Origin of the sequence: Ehrlichia muris subsp. eauclairensis, assembly GCF_051097115.1 — a bacterium.
In the GTDB taxonomy this organism is placed as follows: domain Bacteria; phylum Pseudomonadota; class Alphaproteobacteria; order Rickettsiales; family Anaplasmataceae; genus Ehrlichia; species Ehrlichia muris.
Genome location: NZ_CP118226.1, coordinates 898009 through 915702 on the forward strand (window position 1 = coordinate 898009; position 17694 = coordinate 915702).

The following is a 17694-nucleotide window of genomic DNA, read 5'->3' on the forward strand; positions in this document are numbered from 1 at the left end:
AAATTATAAATAAATTTTAGTGGGTACCTAAGTAGAATAAATATCAATCTATTATTCTTTACCTAAAAACCTATGACTTTATTACTCTATATTTTTTATTATTCTACCGTATAGATATATACTAATCACTACCTTTTATGAATAACAAAATTCAGAATACAGTATTAAAAGTAACATTATAACTATAGCAATACATACCAGGTAGCAACCTTATATTTTTACACTCCCTTACAATTAAAACACAATACATGCCCTCGAGTTACCGACTTCATCTCTTCTGGAGCAACATAAACATTACATGATACACATTTTACACTGGCAGGAATTAATTTATCATCAACTACAATTCTATCATCAAAAGTAAAACAATCACCTTCCCAAAGATTATTCTTATTTTGAGTATTTTTAAAATATTCCAATATTCCTCCCTTTAAATGATACACTCTACTAAAACCTAAATCTTTCATAAAAGCTGTAGATTTCTCACATCTAATACCACCTGTACAATACATTGCTATAACAGGATCTTGCTCTACCTTATCAGATGCCCAAGAAACAGCCCATTCCGGAAAATCACGGAAACATTTAGTTTGAGGATTTATTGCATTCTTAAACTTTCCAAAATTGATTTCATAGGTATTTCTAGTGTCTATAGTATAAACATTAGGTCTAGAAATTAAATCATCCCAATCTTGTGAAACCACATACTCCCCACATACAGAATTACCAAGATCTTCAATACCAAAACATACCAATTCCTTTCTTAATTTAACTTTCATTTTAGAAAAAGGATTATGTATAGCAAAACTTTTATGATATTGTATATTTTTTAATCTATCATCCAGATTCAGAAAAGAGAAGAACTGATCTAAAGAACTTTGCTCATCTGCTGCTATTGTAGCATTAATTCCCTGTTCAGCTAAAATTATAGTACCTTTTATACCATGTTGTATACAAAACTCCCTTAATACAGGTTGAATATCATAATAATTAGATAAATGTACAAAACGATAAAAAGTTGAAACTACGTACCCCATATTATGCTTCTCTTGAACCCCCTCAATATCTCTAATATATTTCATAAAGGCAGCACTGTCAATTAAGCTTAACTGGCATACACATTACTATAACACTACATAGTACTCTCATATCTTAGCAACAGAAATTATCAATAGGTAAAATTCTTTGGAAGAATAAATACATATAGAAATTACGACTAATACATCGTATGAATATGTAACATTCTATTAATACATGTGCTTAAATTAAATTTATATAGATTAAGTAATAGAACTATTTAAAACACTATGACCGTGTATAAAATCATTAATATTACACGGATTCCTTCCTTCAAGTTGTACTACAAGTGGAACCAAAACACTGTTTTTACATTTAATATTCATATAAGAATCAATAACTGTTCCAGGTTTCAAATCCTGAACATCGTCACCAGAATAATAATTAGCCTTCAATATTCTGAGTCTTTTGCCATTAAAAAACAAAAATGCTTTAGGGTACAAAGCTCTAATTTGCCTACATATAACCTGGGCTGTTTCATTACAATCTATATGGAAATCTGTTATCTTATTAGTATACGTCGCATCATTGTCATTCTGCTTAATAGGAACTAAATTATCAATATTGTCTAGTACTTCAACTAACATTGAACTCCCTAGGTTAGATAGTTTTTTGCTTAAAGTTTCAATATTATCTTGTTCATCTATAGGAATATCTCTTTGTAATAAAATATCTCCTTCATCGAATAGCTCATTCATTTGCATAATGGTAACTCCAGTTTTTTCATCACCTGATAGAATTGCATAATGTATAGGTGCTGCACCACGCCACCTTGGCAATAATGACGGATGTATATTTATACATCCGTATTTAGGTATTGATAATACACCCTGTGGAATAATTAACCCATATGCAACTACTACAATAACATCTGGATTTAACGCTAAAATTTTTTCCTGCTCATAATCATGCTTTAAAGATTTTGGAGTATTAACCTCTATATTATTTTGCTCAGCAATAACATGAATAGGTGTTTTAGTCAGTATTTTACCTCTTCTTCCAGCAAGTTTAGGAACTCTCGTATATACAGCAATAATCTCGTGATTTTTCTCTTCAATAAGACACGATAATGCTGATATAGAAAACTCAGGAGAACCCATAAATATTATTTTCATAGCAAAATCTATTCAATTATATACAGCATTATTTATATCAAATATATAAATAAGGCAATACTAACCAGTGAGCTCTTTAATTATTTACAAGAAACACTATGCCACAATACAATATAGATACAAAATTTAGATCATATTTGTTCAAGATAAAACCAAGGATACAACTTACAAAAAAACAGACTAAATTGCACTAAACTTTAGTTCTAAACATAACAGTACAAAACAATCGAACAAAATAACTTACCAAAGTAGGGCTGGTAGGACTTGAACCTACGGCCATATCGTTATGAGCGATCCGCTCCAACCAACTGAGCTACAGCCCCATAGTTACTAAGAAACATAAATGATGTTTTTATGTATCATATACAACAGCAATTTACAACAAAAAATTAATGCTATAATACTTAAAACATTATTGAAATACTATTAAATAATCTTAACATATATCACATCATGCTTAATCAACATCTATATTTTCTATCATAAACTCAACTTTTACCATAGCCCTTATACCTGTACAAGTAATCCAAAGACATAACTTATTTTATTAAAAACCACTCTATATTGCTAATATTAACTTATAAAAAAACCACTAATGTACCAAAGAAACCACCCACTAAACCAACCAACAGATTCAAAATATAGCCTAAATCATAAAAAACTATGTGTTACTACACTATAAATAATAACCAAACTAACTAACTTTTAAAAGCTTTTATAGCATTATATACATGCTAATGCTGTACTGCATCTACATCATCAATCTCCACCATATCTTGTGTTACAATATGATCTTGCTTTATAATATCAACAATCTGGCAAGTCAATGCTGCACTAATTACTTCATCAACATTGGAAACAAAAATTAATTCTAACCCTTCCTTAATATTATCTGGAATTTCTACAATATCCTTTTCATTTCTAGACGGTAATATAACTGTTTTTATCCCACTTCTCAACGCAGCTAATAGTTTTTCACGCAAACCACCAATAGGAAGCACTCTTCCTCGCAAAGTTACCTCACCAGTCATAGCAACAGTATTCTTCACTGAAATATTAGTCATTAATGATACAATTGAAGTACACATAGCTATACCTGCTGATGGCCCATCTTTAGGTACTGCACCTTCAGGAACATGAACATGTATATCATTTTCTAAAAATTTCTTAGGATTTATACCGAAACTTAAGCATCTAGAACGCACATAGCTATATGCAGCTTTGACAGACTCTTGCATTATTTCACCCAGCTTACCAGTATACTTAACTTCACCTTTACCAGACATTAACACCGACTCTATTGTCAGTATATCCCCGCCTGAATCAGTATAAGCTAATCCTGTCACCATACCTACCAGATTTTCTTTTTCTATCATACCAAAAGTAAATTTCCGTACACCTGCATATTTTTCAATATTATCCATATCTACAGAGATACTTCTTACTTCCTTGTTAATTAATATTTCTTTTACTGCCTTCCTCATAAGATTAGCAATCTCTCTCTTAAGGCTTCGTACTCCACTTTCCCTAGTATATAGTCTTATAAGATGATATATTGCATCATCAGAAATGTTCCATTCTTTCTCTTGTAATCCATGATCCTTATACAACTTCGGTATCAAATGCGCTTTAGCGATTTCTAATTTTTCATTTTCTGTATATCCAGATATATTGATTATCTCCATACGATCAATTAATGGCTTACTTAAATTCAAAGTATTTGCTGTCGCAATAAACATAACATTTGAAAGGTCAAATTCTACCTCTATATAGTGATCAACAAAATGTTTATTATGCTCAGGATCTAATACCTCAAGTAATGCAGCAGTAGGATCTCCTCGAAAATCAGAACCTATTTTATCTATTTCATCCAGAAGAAACAAAGGATTACATGTTTTTGATTTCTTTATTTCTTTAATAATTTTACCTGGCATAGCCCCTACATAAGTTCTACGATGCCCTCTTATTTCTGATTCATCATGTATTCCACCTAAAGACATATGTATAAAACTCCTACCTGTTGCCTCAGCAATTGACCTAGCAAGCGAAGTCTTACCTACACCAGGAGGTCCAACTAAACATAATATAGGACCTTTAGGTTTTTTAAGACGTTTTAAAACAGCTAAAAATTCTAATATTCTTTCTTTTATTTTATCCATTCCATAATGATTATTATCTAATATTTTTATAGAATTACTCATATTAATTTTTGAATTCGAATATTTACCCCATGGTAAATCAAGAACCCAATGAAGATAGCTAGATATTATATTAGCCTCTGGAGACATAAAATTCATCTTTTTATATCTCTTTAAATCAGCCATAAGACGTTCTTTAGCTTCACTAGAAAGTGGTGTAGAGCTTATTTTTTTTTCAAATTCACTAGCAGAATCTACATCAACACTAGAACTATCACTTTCTTCTAGTTCCTTCTGTATAGCCTTTAGTTGCTCATTTAAATAATAAACTCTCTGAGTTGTCTCAAATTGTGACTTAACACGATTGCGAATTTTTTTCTGAACATTTAACACACTAATTTCTAATTTCAAGAAATCATATATCTTCTCTAATCTTTTAGTAACGTTGAACGTTTCAAGAACTATCTGCTTATCTGAAATCTTTATACTCAGATGTGATGCTATAATATCAGCTAAATGACTTAACTCTTTCATATCATAAATTGATGCTGCAGCTTCTGTTTGTATTTTTTTGCTCAATTTATTCCAACTATCAAACTCACTTAATACTGATCTTTTTAATGCCTCAAGCTTATCGTCAATTACTGAGCCTACATCCTCACATACAACAGATACCTGTGCTTTAAAAAACATATTATCTTCAACAATCTCCAGTACCTTCGCTCTACTTTCTCCTTTAATTAGAATTTTAACAGCACCATCAGGAAGTCGTAACAACTGTACAACTTCTGCTATTGTCCCTACTTTATATAGATCATCGGCAGTGGGATTATCGACAGAACCATCAATTTGGGTCAATAATAAAATCTTGCAATCATTGTGTTGAGCAGCATATTCTAAAGCATTAACAGACCTTTCCCTTCCAACAAATAACGGTATTACTAATTGAGGAAATACTATAGTATCACGTAATGTGAGTACTGGTAGTAAAGTTTTATTTTTCATATAATACCTTTAATGTTTTAAAAACAAGTGCGAGCTTACCATTAACTCTTCAACCATCTCCTTACTAATTACTACTTGATTAACATTAGAATTTCCAGGACTTTCAAACATTAAATCAAGTAACAATGCTTCTAAAATAGCTCTTAATCCTCTAGCTCCAGTTTTTCTTATAGCAGCCTTTTTTGCAATTACTGACAACGCACTATCATCAAACTGAAGGTTAATATTATCCATTTCAAAAAGTTTTTTATATTGTTTTACCAGGGAATTCTTTGGCTCAACTAAAATACGGCATAAAGTTGCCTCATCCAGCTCACCTAAAGATGTAATAACAGGGATCCTACCAACAAACTCCGGAATTAACCCAAATCTCACTAAATCCTCTGGCTCAGTATAACAAAAAATATCTTTATTCTTTGACACTTTTTGTACATTTGCTTCAAATCCCATACTACTACCCCTATGACGGGATTCTATAATTTTATCTAAACCATCAAACGCACCACCAAATATAAATAAAATATTATCAGTATTTATTTGTATAAATTCTTGATGCGGATGCTTCCTACCACCTTGAGGTGGTACAGAGGAAACTGTACCTTCAATGACCTTTAATAAAGCTTGCTGTACACCTTCACCAGATACATCACGAGTAATAGAAGTATTTTCAGATTTCCTAGATATTTTATCTACTTCATCAATATAAATTATACCACGTTGTGCTGCATCAACGTTAAAATTAGCTGCTTGCAACAACTTTAATAATATATTTTCTACATCTTCCCCAACATACCCTGCTTCTGTTAAAGTAGTAGCATCAGCCATTGCAAAAGGAACCTGTAAAACCCTAGCTAAAGTACGAGCTAATAATGTTTTTCCAGATCCAGTAGGACCAATTAACAAAACATTTGACTTAGAAATCTCAACTTCGCTAATAACACTTGAATTTGACAAACGTTTATAGTGATTATATACAGCAACTGATAAAACTTTTTTTGAGTGCTCTTGCCCTATAACATATTCATCGAGAACCTTCTTTATTTCTTTCGGTCTTAAATCAAGAGTATCCATTTTTTTATAAGATCTACTCTCTTCCTGTAGTATACCACTACATAAATCAATACACTCATTACAAATAAAAACTGATGGCCCAGCAATTAACTTGCGTACCTCACTATGAATCTTTCCACAGAAAGAACAGCTACAAGAATTTTTTTCATTATCTGCCATATCTCCCCAATCCTAATTATTCCACTTCAATATCAAGACGTTTTTCAATAACTTTATCAACAATACCAAAATCTTTAGCTTTTTCAGCTCGCATAAAATTATCACGTTCCATATTCGCAACAACTTCTGACAAATCTCTTCCTGTATGCTTTACATAAATATCATTAAGCCTACCTTTAATATCCAAGATCTCCTTAGCATGTATTTCTATATCAGTTGCCTGCCCTTGAAAACCACCTGAAGGCTGATGTATCATAATTCTTGAATTAGGAAGTGCATAACGCATACCTGGTTCTCCAGCAGCTAGCAATAAAGACCCCATAGAAGCAGCTTGCCCTAAGCATAATGTAGAAACCTTGGGTTTTATATACTGCATAGTATCATATATTGACAATCCAGCTGTAACAACACCACCTGGAGAATTAATATACATACATATCTCCTTTTCTGGGTTTTCAGATTCTAAAAATATAAGTTGCGCAACTATTAAACTTGCCATCTGGTCTTCTATCGGCCCAGTTATAAAGATTATCCTTTCTTTTAATAACCGTGAATATATATCATATGCACGCTCACCTCGACTAGTTTGTTCAACCACCATGGGTACTAAAGTCATAGCCATCTCCTCTTCTTTATAACCATTAATAAACGCTGTCTAAATTAATATATTTAATATAATTTTACAACTATATATTCTCAAACATAAGGCTTATGTCTTTAGTTGTCATAACCTTCTTGTCCTTTTTAACCAGCCTTATTATATAGTCAATAACCTTATCTTCAAGTACTTTCCCACTAATATAATTAGCAAAATTTTTATTAGACTGAAGGATTTTTAATACACTATTAATATCTACTCCATAATCAGCATAATTGGTCTGTATAAAGTTGAAAATATCTTCATTTTTAATAGTAATATTATTATGACGAGACATCTTTATAAGCAACATACCAAGCTTCACTCGCTTAATTGCCTCTTTTTCCACATCAATTTGTATATCTTCCCCAGAATCATGTATTTCCTTTTTTATTTTTGCAATTTCTTGAGTGACAACACATTCTGGTACATCCATGGTATAGGTGTTATCCATATAATCAAATAACTCTTTTTTCACTATAGTAAGAATCATTTGATCAAATTGCTGCTTGACTCTTTTCTTAGCAAAATCTTCCATTTCACCTACATCCTTAAAACCATAGTCTTTTGCTACAGTTTCATTGTCTTGCATATCTTTTACAACATATATGCTTTTAACAGTAACTGACATATCTGTAATTTTTCCAGCAAGATGTACTACACCATAATTATCAGGAAATGTTAGAGCAAAGGTTTTAGATTCTCCAACCTTCATGCCTACTAGTTGATCTTCAAACTCTTTTAAAGCTATACCCTTACCTGTTACTAACACAAAATCCTTAGCAGTTCCACCTCTCAGGATTTTACCTTTAACTTTATTTTGATAATCAACAATTAATTTATCCCCTATTTGAACCATATATTCTGGATCATTTGCTATAACAAAATTAGGTCTTTGCTTTTTTAAATTTTCTATGAATTCATTGACATCATGTTCTTGAATATCAACTTCTATATCACTTAAAACTATATTATCTATATTCATTAACGGAGCTTCAGGCATAACTTCAAAACTCAGTTTATAGATTAAATCTTCTTCTTTTCCATTGTCAGAGTAATAGCTAGGATAAGAAACAACATCAATATTTGATGATATTATTTCCCCAAATTTATTACTTTTTACAAAATCAGAAGATGTACTTTCAATAGTCTTCCGAACTACATCACTTACAGCTTCATTTAAATATTCTGTCTTTACTAAATCAACCAAAGCCTTTCCTACCCTAAATCCAGGCATCTTTACATTCATAGCAATCTCTAACAATCTAGACTCTACCTGATCTAAAAAATACTTCTTATCAACAACAAACTCATATTCCCACTTCAACTTATCATTTAAAACTTCTCTAACTACATAATTATTCAGCATATCACAACACCCTTACTGATACCTAAAGTGCGGATAGAGGGACTCGAACCCCCACAAGTTTCCTTACTAGGACCTAAACCTAGCACGTCTACCAATTCCGCCATATCCGCCTAAATAAACCGTCTATACAATATCAAAAATAATCAAGCACCAGATTATAGACACTTACAAGATAATTCTCAAGATTTTATAATCAAGTAAAATGTAGACCTAATAATATATAAGTACTTTTATTATACTAGCCCTATTTATAACGATCACTTAACTATATATTATAAATATTAACAACCTTCAAGAAGTGATCCCGGTGTGACTCGAACACACGACCCACTGATTAAGAGTCAATTGCTCTACCAACTGAGCTACGGGACCTTATAATCACTGCCTTAAAGATAACTAGACTAAACTTTGATTAGTCCTTTGTCAAATTGAAATATTCAATCTCTTTTTATTTATTAATAATGTATTAACACAAAATATCCATTTTTAATTCAATTAATTTAATATTTTTTCAATACGGCAATCTTGACTATTAACACTATCAACTATACAATAAGTAAATGCTAGATTAGCATAGTTATGGATTTTTCATGCTGCAAGGTTACATCACATGAGACTATTAAAAATTCTTCTTATTATTATACTAATGTGTACTATATCTAGCTGTGGTACTTTTTCAAAAAGAGAACGTAGAATTAAGAGTCCATGTATTAATTCGGTAGGTAATAATTCTCCTTGTCACAAGTATCATGTCAACGATCATTGGTTAAGACACCAGTAGATATAGATATCAATATTCTTGTATAGGAAGTTAGGGTAATTGCTTAACATGTATAGCTTTTAAGTATTTTATTGTAGGGTTAATTTATTCTTTTTTTCATGTAGAGGTAGTATGCAATTATATACAATGGTGGCTACATGGTTTGGGTGCGGGAATATAGCTAAAGCTCCAGGAACTGTTGCTAGCTTTGCTGCAGTATTATTTTTACCTGCCGTTATATTCAGTAGTTTATTTGGTATACTGATTACTATGTTAATAACTGTTATAGGATCCCTTGCAATTCCAAAATACTTACTCGATCATCCTCACGTAGTCGATCCCAAAGAGATTGTAATAGATGAAGTCATAGGACAATTAATAGCATTTACTATTCCTATAATTTTTTTCAGATATTATCAATATGTACCTCAAACATTCAATGTTTTATATACACTATTTTACATTAAAATATTTACTATAAGTTTCATATTTTTTAGAATGTTTGACATAACAAAAATATGGCCAATAAATATTATTGAACAAATACCTGGTACCTCCGGCATAATACTAGACGATGTGCTTGCAGGTATTATGTCTTCTATATGTACTATATTTATTATTGCTAAAATGGGTACTTAGAGTGGAAAATAAACACATTTCTTCCTTAGTAACAAGTAACTTAAAAAATTACATGATACATACAATGCAAACATCTAATTTAGAAATTTACTATTTTCAGAATATCACACTTACTATCAACGATAGCCGCAGCTCTCTACTGAATTTTGCTTTTCACGATAGTACAACAAACGAATGTAATGAACAAGCCATAATAGAAGTTTTAAAATTTTTAAAAAAAAGGAACATCGATGCAACATGGCCAGTAGATTCACATATGAAAAAATTAAAACTAGCGCTTGAAAAACTAGGGTTAATAAGTGTAAGTCTTCCTAAAAAAGCTCTTGCAAATATCAAAGATTACATTATGCCATCTATAAAAGGACCAGATATCACGTTAGATATTGTAAATAGTCAAGAAAAATTATTGGAACTAGATAATATTGCTTTAAGGGTATTTTTTAGCCACAAAAATGAAGTTGCAACTTTCTTAAGAGGTTTAGCTAATCACCATGATATTAATAATTCAAGATTAAAATTTTTTTTAACAAAGTGTGATAACGTTAAAGTTGGTATATGTGGAATGTATGTACAAGATAAAGTAGTTGGATTTTATAGTGATGGTGTACTCCCAGAATATCGTAATAAAGGGATAGCAAGTCAAATGGTACTAGAAAGAATAAAAATAGCAAAGAATCAATACAATTGTTCTTATGCCGTAGCCCAATGCATGAAGCCTTCTGTAAATCTATATAGAAGATTAGGGTTCAAAATGCTTGGTAATTTGTCTTTATACACATCTTTTGTGTAGGAATTTACTAGAATTATAACAAGTCAAGAAGATATATTATTATGTTTACTTATATTACCATTTTTTTGTTGATATTTGTTTTAAGTTTATTAATTAATGCTTATTATCGTGCCAACGTTAATATTTGTGCCTTAAAACACAACAATAACCTTATTAACAGTCTACTATCGACTTTAGGAGATGGATTCTACCTTTGGGATGAAAAGCGACGCATAGAAAAATTCTCTCCCAATTTACAAATCTTACTCAACACCGTATTTTATTCTTTTGATGAGTTCGCAGACTTTTTTGAAGAATCAAAAGAATTACAAAAAAAATTTACCGAAACCAAAAAAGTTAACAAATCCTTCACTATAGATTTAAAAGGACAAGACACAGAAATTTATTGTTCTTGCTATGGACAAAGTATAACTGACAATAACGGACAAATAATAGGAGTATTACTCTGGGTTCAAAATATAACAAATTACAAATTATCAATAACAAGTCTACAATATGAAAACACAAAATTAAAAGAGAATTTATTAAACTACACTGATATACTAAACAATTTACCATATCCATTATGGAAAAGAGGGAAAGACTCCAAAATTAAGACTCAGAACCTATTTTACTCAGAACTCATACAACATAATCTCAACATAGATATAGACCGTAACATACAACCTACTAGTCAAAAGAATAATAAAACAAGTCAAAAAATACAATATGCTATAATTAACAATGAAAGAAAGTTATACAATATGGTAGAAATTCCAATTAACAACTCAACTGAATTTATTGGATATGGAGAAGATATAACACGACTTAATTATTTTGCTCAGGAGTTAAAAAATTATACTACTTTACAGAGAAATTTACTAAATAACCTTCCCAATGCTGTTGCAATATACAACCGAGATGGATCAATTATATTTTACAATAGAATCTTTACAAAATTTTGGCAATTAAACTCCTCATGGTTAGATACTCATCCAAATTACTCAAGTATCTTACAAAAAATATATGAGGATAGTAACCTTTTAGACAAAGAGAAATTTGATTTAATAAATCAACAACAATACGAGATATTCAAGCAGATTACTGAACCATATCATGGGACAATGGTTTTAAAAGATAACACTACTCTGAAAATTACAGTAATTCCAAATTTTAAACAAGAATTAACTTTTATATACAATAAATAACTACCTCATCCTATTGCACACTAATGAAAAAAATCTTTTATTTACTTTCACGTTCTTCATTCCAAGCCAACTGTATAGATTCAAGAATTTTTTCGTTACATCCATTATTATCATCATCAAAACCCGGCAATCCTAATACCATTAAACGCAAATCCACGAATCTAGTATTAAATATATCATGTTCTGGATAATGGTTCTCCAAAGAAACAGCAATACTATCAATATCATTCCACTTCATATAAACACCTTTTTACTTGAAACTATAATCATCACTTCACTTATATATACAATACTTTTACCAATAGAAAAAACCTAAATCTTATCACAAAAATATTTCATCTGACAAATTACACAGTTTTATCACTCATAACACAAGTTCCACGTAATAAAAATGTCAGTATAAAGAGATAACATCCTACATTTTCCCAATACTACAAGACAATATACAAATACAAAAAGGCAATGCTTCTATTTTTAAACTATACAATACTCAACTTACTTACTAAAATAAACAACTTAGCTCAATATACCAATTGAATACCATCCAAGACAAAGCAATATTTTATGTGTTCTCCGCTACAAAACAATATCATAAATCCCAAAGATAACAATCTTGTATTTCAACCATAATCAATACGCAATTTATTTACTGAAACAAAAACTCAAAAATGAAACTGAATAACCATTGTATAAAAACCCAAAACTGAAAAAGGCAAGAAATTAACCTTACTAACATTTTGAAAGTTTCAAATTTTCTCTCTTCATATACTTTACTATCAATAATCCTAATATTATATAATCAATCACATATCTTTATAAAATAATAGTACTTTAAGTATTTACAATATTTCAACTTCTCTATATTTATTGCATACAGTTTTTCAGTTAAGTATCATTATAAAATTTACTACTCATGTAATGAGTTATAAATGCTTTGACGAATACGCCAACTATCACTGTTATAGGAATTGACAATAATATGCCTGTAAATCCAATTTGCGATCCACATGTTATCATACCTATGATTATCCATATAGGATGTATATCTACTCGTTTTCCTATTAATAGCGGAGTAATGATATTTGATTCAACCAACTGTCCAATAACAAACATCGCTAATACTATTCCACATACCGTCCAACTATTAAACTGTAGCATTGTTGTAATCAAACCCAATATTGCACAAAAAATAGGTCCTACATATGGAATAAAAGTCATGATGCCTGATATAAATCCTATGATTAAAAAATACTTTAATTTTATCAAACTGAAACACATAATATAGTACACAGCCATAATAAAACATACACTCAATTGACCCCTAATATAAGCTGAAATCACATGATCTATCTTTTCTGCATATAGCTTAGCAGCACTTTGATATTTGATAGGAACCAATGCATTTGTATGTTCAATAATTGATGGCCAATTACACAATATATAGAATAGCAACAGAGGAGTAACTAATATTATAGAAACTGTATAACTAATGCTTATACTAGAATTTATCGCACCGAAGAATATATCATCTAAGTTTTTTAACAAACTTTCAAGAATACCCATAAGAGGTTTTATATTTTCGTAATGCAATAAATTTTCAAAAGATGATCGTGGCAACTTTATTGCATTTGATATTTCTTCATAGTCAACTATATTATATTTTTGAAGAAGAGAAATTATACTATCTTTATGAATTAACGGTATTTGTTCTATAAGAAACTTTACAAGTGACAACAACTGCGAATAAGCAATAGGGATAAAACTCACCAAAAATGCTACAATTATACATAACGAAGATAGTAAAATTATACTTACAGAAAGTCGCCTTGATAATTTACATCTTTGTAACTTATCTACTAATGGGTTAAGTAGATAAGCCATTACTGCAGCAGTACAACATGGAGCAAGTACAGGCTTGATAATAAACACTATCAATACACACACCAGTATAATAATACCATGTGTTATATATTTATTAACTAACTTAGAAAATTGACAGTTCATTAGTTCATGCATATGCATTTTTAGACATTATACTATCTCAGCATTTTTTGCATAGACTATTATATAAAGATTTTTTTATTCATTGCCTTGATTCTCATGGAAAACTCTATCATATTTGTATAAACCACACCTCATACTTATCAATAATAAGTTTATAGAAATAAAAGATTCTCGTTTTTGTAACACATTTACATGAAAAATAAATGTTTTTGTATACCTTAGCATTAGCTTACTAACTATATCATATCTCAAAAATTACAGAAATAAGAGTTTAGTCTTTGTTATATATGTTTAGAAAAATAAATTCTTCTAATATTTCTTAGGTCAATTCACCTATACCTATAATCCACAGATTTTAACTCAACAACCCCAAGTTTATTATAAAAAACAAAAGATTTAATAAAACATTATACTCTTCCCACATTAATAAGCTATACAAAGCAGGATAAAAAGGATATTCCTGTAATAAGCATAGAATTAAAAGAGTTGTTACAAAAACCACTGAATTGACAAGATATTAAGTACTTACTTGGAATTAAGAATAGACTTATGTGTATATGTGCTCCCAAGATTACATAAATACAATCTACTTATACGATTACCAATATTAACATAGTAATCATGCACACAAAAAATACCTATGTTCTATTTTTCTTTTACAACTTCCCTGAATTATAAAAAAAGCAAAATATAACTTAGCAAGACTTACAAGAAAAATCTTTCTATCAATGTTAATCTGACCAGAATACTGAATACCCACAAATAAACCAGCACAAACCGCTATAAATACACCTAATTTAATTTTGTTTGGCTTATAAAAAACAAAACCTAGTAGCAGGTAGAACGTGTAATTATAAATCAACCCCCAACCTAAAATACAAAAGAATATTACAAAATCATAATCCTTGGTGCCCATGGGGAGACTTGAACTCCCACGATCTTACGATCAACGGATTTTAAGTCCGCAGCGTCTACCGATTCCGCCACGTGGGCGCATTGCATTATATATTACCTAGAATAGAACTCTATAACCAAATTAACTTCCATAGTTGCTGGGTATGGTACCTCACAATACTTAGGAACTCTTAAATATCTTATAGATTTTTCTTGAGTATCAACTTCTAAGTAGTCGGGTACCTTCTGCTCTTGAGCCTGTAATGCAAAAATAACTGCAGGTAAACTTTTTGCTTTTTCTTTCAATGTAACCACATCACCTACTTTTACAATATAGCTTGATATATTAACTGCCTTACCATTAACTAAAACATGCTTATGAGATATTAGTTGCCTTGCAGAAAAAACAGTTGGAACAAGTCCAGAATTATATAAAACAGTCGATAACCTAGATTCCAACAATCCAACAAAATTGTCTCCAGTATCACCCCTCCTCTTATAAGCTTTTAAGAAAATATTACGCATCTGTTTACTACTTATAGCATAATAAAACTTAAATTTCTTATGCGCTGCAAACTGCTTACCAAAATCAGATGGCTTCTTATAGCCCATATTACCATGCTGACCAGGTGGATAATTTCTTGTATTAAATGGATCTTTAGACCTACCCCAAAGACTTACACCTAATCTACGACTTGCTCTATATTTTCTCTGTATTACCATATATCCTTATTTATAAACAACTTAAAACAACACACGAGTACTAAAAACACTCTTTAATATAACATGATACAAATATCCCAGCTTTGCAAATACAAAACCGCATAGGTTTTAGTATCATAATTTTATCAATATATGTCAACGTATTTTTACGAATTTATGATTATACATTTATACAGAGTATTGCAAATCATATGAGTTTAGTAGACTGTATTACCTACATATTTATACAATAACATACTAAGAAATCCTTTATAGTCTAGATTACCAATCCAGATTATTAGATTACCTTTACAAATTCCTTTATATAATATGTAAATTTACTAGCATGGCAGTAGCAACAATATTACTATTATAATGTTAAAACAAACTCACAATCACGGTAATTAATCAATGCAGCTAACATTATTTAATCTCGAAGATAGTTATTCATATCACTATCACGACTACATACTGTTAGAGCAAAATAAAACAACATACAATATGCTGATGAATCAAGAATGGAATTCCTTTATTCTATATGGAAAATCAGGATCAGGCAAAACCCATCTTGCTCATATATGGCAAAAACTTAAGAATGCTATGTTTATTGATCAATATTTAATCAACACCAAAAACGACATAGGAAACATAATATCAAATAGTAATGCTTTTATCATTGAAGATATAGATAACATAGATAACGAACTATCGATATTACATTATTATAATTATATAAAAGAAAACAAAAAGTTATTACTCATGACTTGCTCCATAGCTCCAAAACTACTCAATTATCATATAAAAGATCTAAAATCTCGTATATTACACACTATGAGCGCAAAACTAGCCAATCCAGATGAAGAATTATTAAAAATTATGCTTATAAAATTATTTACCGATAAACAAATACACATAGAGTTAAAAGTTATAAATTATATTCTCAATAACACAGAGCGTTCCTTTCAAAATTTAAGTAATATAGTAAAATGCATAGTTAGGGACTTACCTCATTATAATAATGGTGTTACTATACCATTTGTAAAGTCCATAATAGAGAAAAATGATTGAGTATCAATACAAAGGTAAAGTATTAACCATAGCTGGTTCTGATTCAGGAGGCGGTGCTGGTATTCAAGCAGATATAAAAACTATATCTGCACTAGGGTGTTATGCTGCAAGCTGTATTACATCAGTAACAGCACAAAACACAACCCAAGTTTACAGCGTATATAACATACCACAACACATTATTCAGCAACAAATAGAAGCCGTTTTATCTGACATCAATATAGATACCATAAAAATTGGCATGTTACCATCTTATGAAGCAATAAAGGCAGTAGCACTATCTTTACCAGATATCCCCATTGTTGTAGATCCAGTAATGGTATCAGCATCAAATTTCAGACTAATGGACAATAATGCAATTTCTGATTTTATAGAACATATAATTCCAAGAGCAACAATAATTACACCAAATATACCAGAAGCAGAAGCATTAGCTCAAATCGATATAAAAGATCAAAATGATATGATAAAAGCAAGTCAAATAATAAAATCATTAGGGACAAAATATGTTTTGATTAAAGGCGGACATATGAATCAAGAAATTATAAATAATATTTTACTTACAGAAAAAGATCAAATTTTGAACTTCCAACATAAAAGAACATTTAATGATGAGTTGCACGGCACAGGCTGTACCTTATCCTCAGCCATCGCAAGTTTCATGTCACAAAAAATTTCAATACAAGAGAGTGTAAATCTAGGCATTCAATATATCCTCAATACTATAAAGACAGTGCCACAAATAGGAAAAGGTAACAACCCTGTATTTCATAACTACAACATCATAAACACTGATCCTTAATAAAAAATCTTTAACTTCGAAAATTCCATTTCATGCTACCGATTTATAATTTTCAACTTTTATTAAATAATTTAGTAGCACCATTTATATACTACAATTTTACACATTTTATTGACAATTATAAAACAGTTTTACTCTTGCAGCTATAACGCAACAAACATATTCTAAGTTCAAAAAGTGAGAATATTTTATTACAGTGTCAATATTATATACTATTCATTTTAATAAATGTTTTATCTGACAATATCTCACTTATAAATATTTTCTAATGATCATA

14 protein-coding genes and 4 tRNA genes are annotated in these 17694 nt (G+C 30.2%); 5 read left to right on the top strand and 13 right to left on the bottom strand.

Annotated features, from left to right (window positions below; translation table 11 throughout):
- Nucleotides 1-218: 218 nt before the first annotated feature.
- The 9 genes from PVA18_RS03560 to PVA18_RS03600 form a co-directional block, all read right to left on the bottom strand.
- Nucleotides 219-1037: a rhodanese-related sulfurtransferase gene (locus PVA18_RS03560; RefSeq protein WP_045805259.1), complete on the bottom strand. Its 819-nt coding sequence runs from the start codon at nucleotides 1035-1037 to the stop codon at nucleotides 219-221.
- 243 nt (nucleotides 1038-1280) lie between these two features.
- Entirely contained in the window at nucleotides 1281-2192 is a 912-nt protein-coding gene (fmt, locus tag PVA18_RS03565; protein WP_045805059.1) for a methionyl-tRNA formyltransferase, read from the bottom strand.
- Nucleotides 2193-2441: 249 nt separating this feature from the next.
- Nucleotides 2442-2515, bottom strand: a tRNA-Ile gene (locus tag PVA18_RS03570).
- Nucleotides 2516-2926: 411 nt separating this feature from the next.
- Nucleotides 2927-5335, bottom strand: coding sequence for an endopeptidase La (lon, locus tag PVA18_RS03575; RefSeq protein ID WP_045805060.1), 2409 nt, complete (start codon nucleotides 5333-5335; stop codon nucleotides 2927-2929).
- Between the two features lie 9 nt (nucleotides 5336-5344).
- Entirely contained in the window at nucleotides 5345-6565 is a 1221-nt protein-coding gene (gene clpX, locus PVA18_RS03580) for an ATP-dependent Clp protease ATP-binding subunit ClpX (protein WP_045805061.1), read from the bottom strand.
- A gap of 16 nt (nucleotides 6566-6581) precedes the next feature.
- Complete coding sequence (gene clpP, locus PVA18_RS03585; protein WP_045805062.1) at nucleotides 6582-7181, bottom strand: ATP-dependent Clp endopeptidase proteolytic subunit ClpP; 600 nt, start codon at nucleotides 7179-7181, stop codon at nucleotides 6582-6584.
- 70 nt (nucleotides 7182-7251) lie between these two features.
- Entirely contained in the window at nucleotides 7252-8571 is a 1320-nt protein-coding gene (gene tig, locus PVA18_RS03590; protein WP_045805063.1) for a trigger factor, read from the bottom strand.
- Nucleotides 8572-8599: 28 nt separating this feature from the next.
- Nucleotides 8600-8681, bottom strand: a tRNA-Leu gene (locus PVA18_RS03595).
- A gap of 189 nt (nucleotides 8682-8870) precedes the next feature.
- A tRNA-Lys gene (locus PVA18_RS03600) sits at nucleotides 8871-8943 on the bottom strand.
- Nucleotides 8944-9463: 520 nt separating this feature from the next.
- Between PVA18_RS03600 and PVA18_RS03605 the strand changes: the two genes are divergently transcribed.
- Genes PVA18_RS03605 through PVA18_RS03615 form a run of 3 tightly spaced genes read left to right on the top strand, consistent with a single transcriptional unit; the run spans nucleotide 9464 to nucleotide 11947 of the window.
- Nucleotides 9464-9970 (top strand): phosphatidylglycerophosphatase A family protein, encoded by a 507-nt coding sequence (locus PVA18_RS03605; RefSeq protein WP_045805064.1) that lies wholly within the window; start codon nucleotides 9464-9466, stop codon nucleotides 9968-9970.
- Between the two features lies 1 nt (nucleotide 9971).
- Nucleotides 9972-10760: a GNAT family N-acetyltransferase gene (locus PVA18_RS03610; protein ID WP_045805065.1), complete on the top strand. Its 789-nt coding sequence runs from the start codon at nucleotides 9972-9974 to the stop codon at nucleotides 10758-10760.
- 41 nt (nucleotides 10761-10801) lie between these two features.
- A complete protein-coding gene (locus tag PVA18_RS03615; RefSeq protein WP_045805066.1) occupies nucleotides 10802-11947 on the top strand; it encodes a hypothetical protein in 1146 nt (381 codons plus the stop codon).
- 37 nt (nucleotides 11948-11984) lie between these two features.
- Here PVA18_RS03615 and iscX read toward each other — a convergent pair whose 3' ends face one another.
- From iscX to rpsD, 4 genes are all read right to left on the bottom strand, one after another.
- On the bottom strand, nucleotides 11985-12185 hold the full coding sequence (gene iscX, locus PVA18_RS03620; RefSeq protein ID WP_045805067.1) for a Fe-S cluster assembly protein IscX: 201 nt from the start codon (nucleotides 12183-12185) through the stop codon (nucleotides 11985-11987).
- A 647-nt stretch (nucleotides 12186-12832) separates the two neighbouring features.
- A complete protein-coding gene (locus PVA18_RS03625; protein WP_231568519.1) occupies nucleotides 12833-13876 on the bottom strand; it encodes an AI-2E family transporter in 1044 nt (347 codons plus the stop codon).
- 981 nt (nucleotides 13877-14857) lie between these two features.
- A tRNA-Leu gene (locus PVA18_RS03630) sits at nucleotides 14858-14944 on the bottom strand.
- Nucleotides 14945-14959: 15 nt separating this feature from the next.
- Complete coding sequence (gene rpsD, locus PVA18_RS03635) at nucleotides 14960-15568, bottom strand: 30S ribosomal protein S4 (protein ID WP_045805069.1); 609 nt, start codon at nucleotides 15566-15568, stop codon at nucleotides 14960-14962.
- A 390-nt stretch (nucleotides 15569-15958) separates the two neighbouring features.
- On the opposite strand from rpsD, the gene PVA18_RS03640 reads away from it, so the two are divergent.
- Together PVA18_RS03640 and thiD are read left to right on the top strand one after the other, a co-directional pair.
- A complete protein-coding gene (locus PVA18_RS03640; RefSeq protein ID WP_045805070.1) occupies nucleotides 15959-16615 on the top strand; it encodes a DnaA ATPase domain-containing protein in 657 nt (218 codons plus the stop codon).
- Nucleotides 16608-17417, top strand: a complete 810-nt coding sequence (thiD, locus tag PVA18_RS03645) for a bifunctional hydroxymethylpyrimidine kinase/phosphomethylpyrimidine kinase (RefSeq protein WP_045805071.1) — start codon at nucleotides 16608-16610, stop codon at nucleotides 17415-17417. The genes PVA18_RS03640 and thiD overlap by 8 nt, the downstream gene beginning before the upstream one ends.
- Nucleotides 17418-17694: the final 277 nt, after the last annotated feature.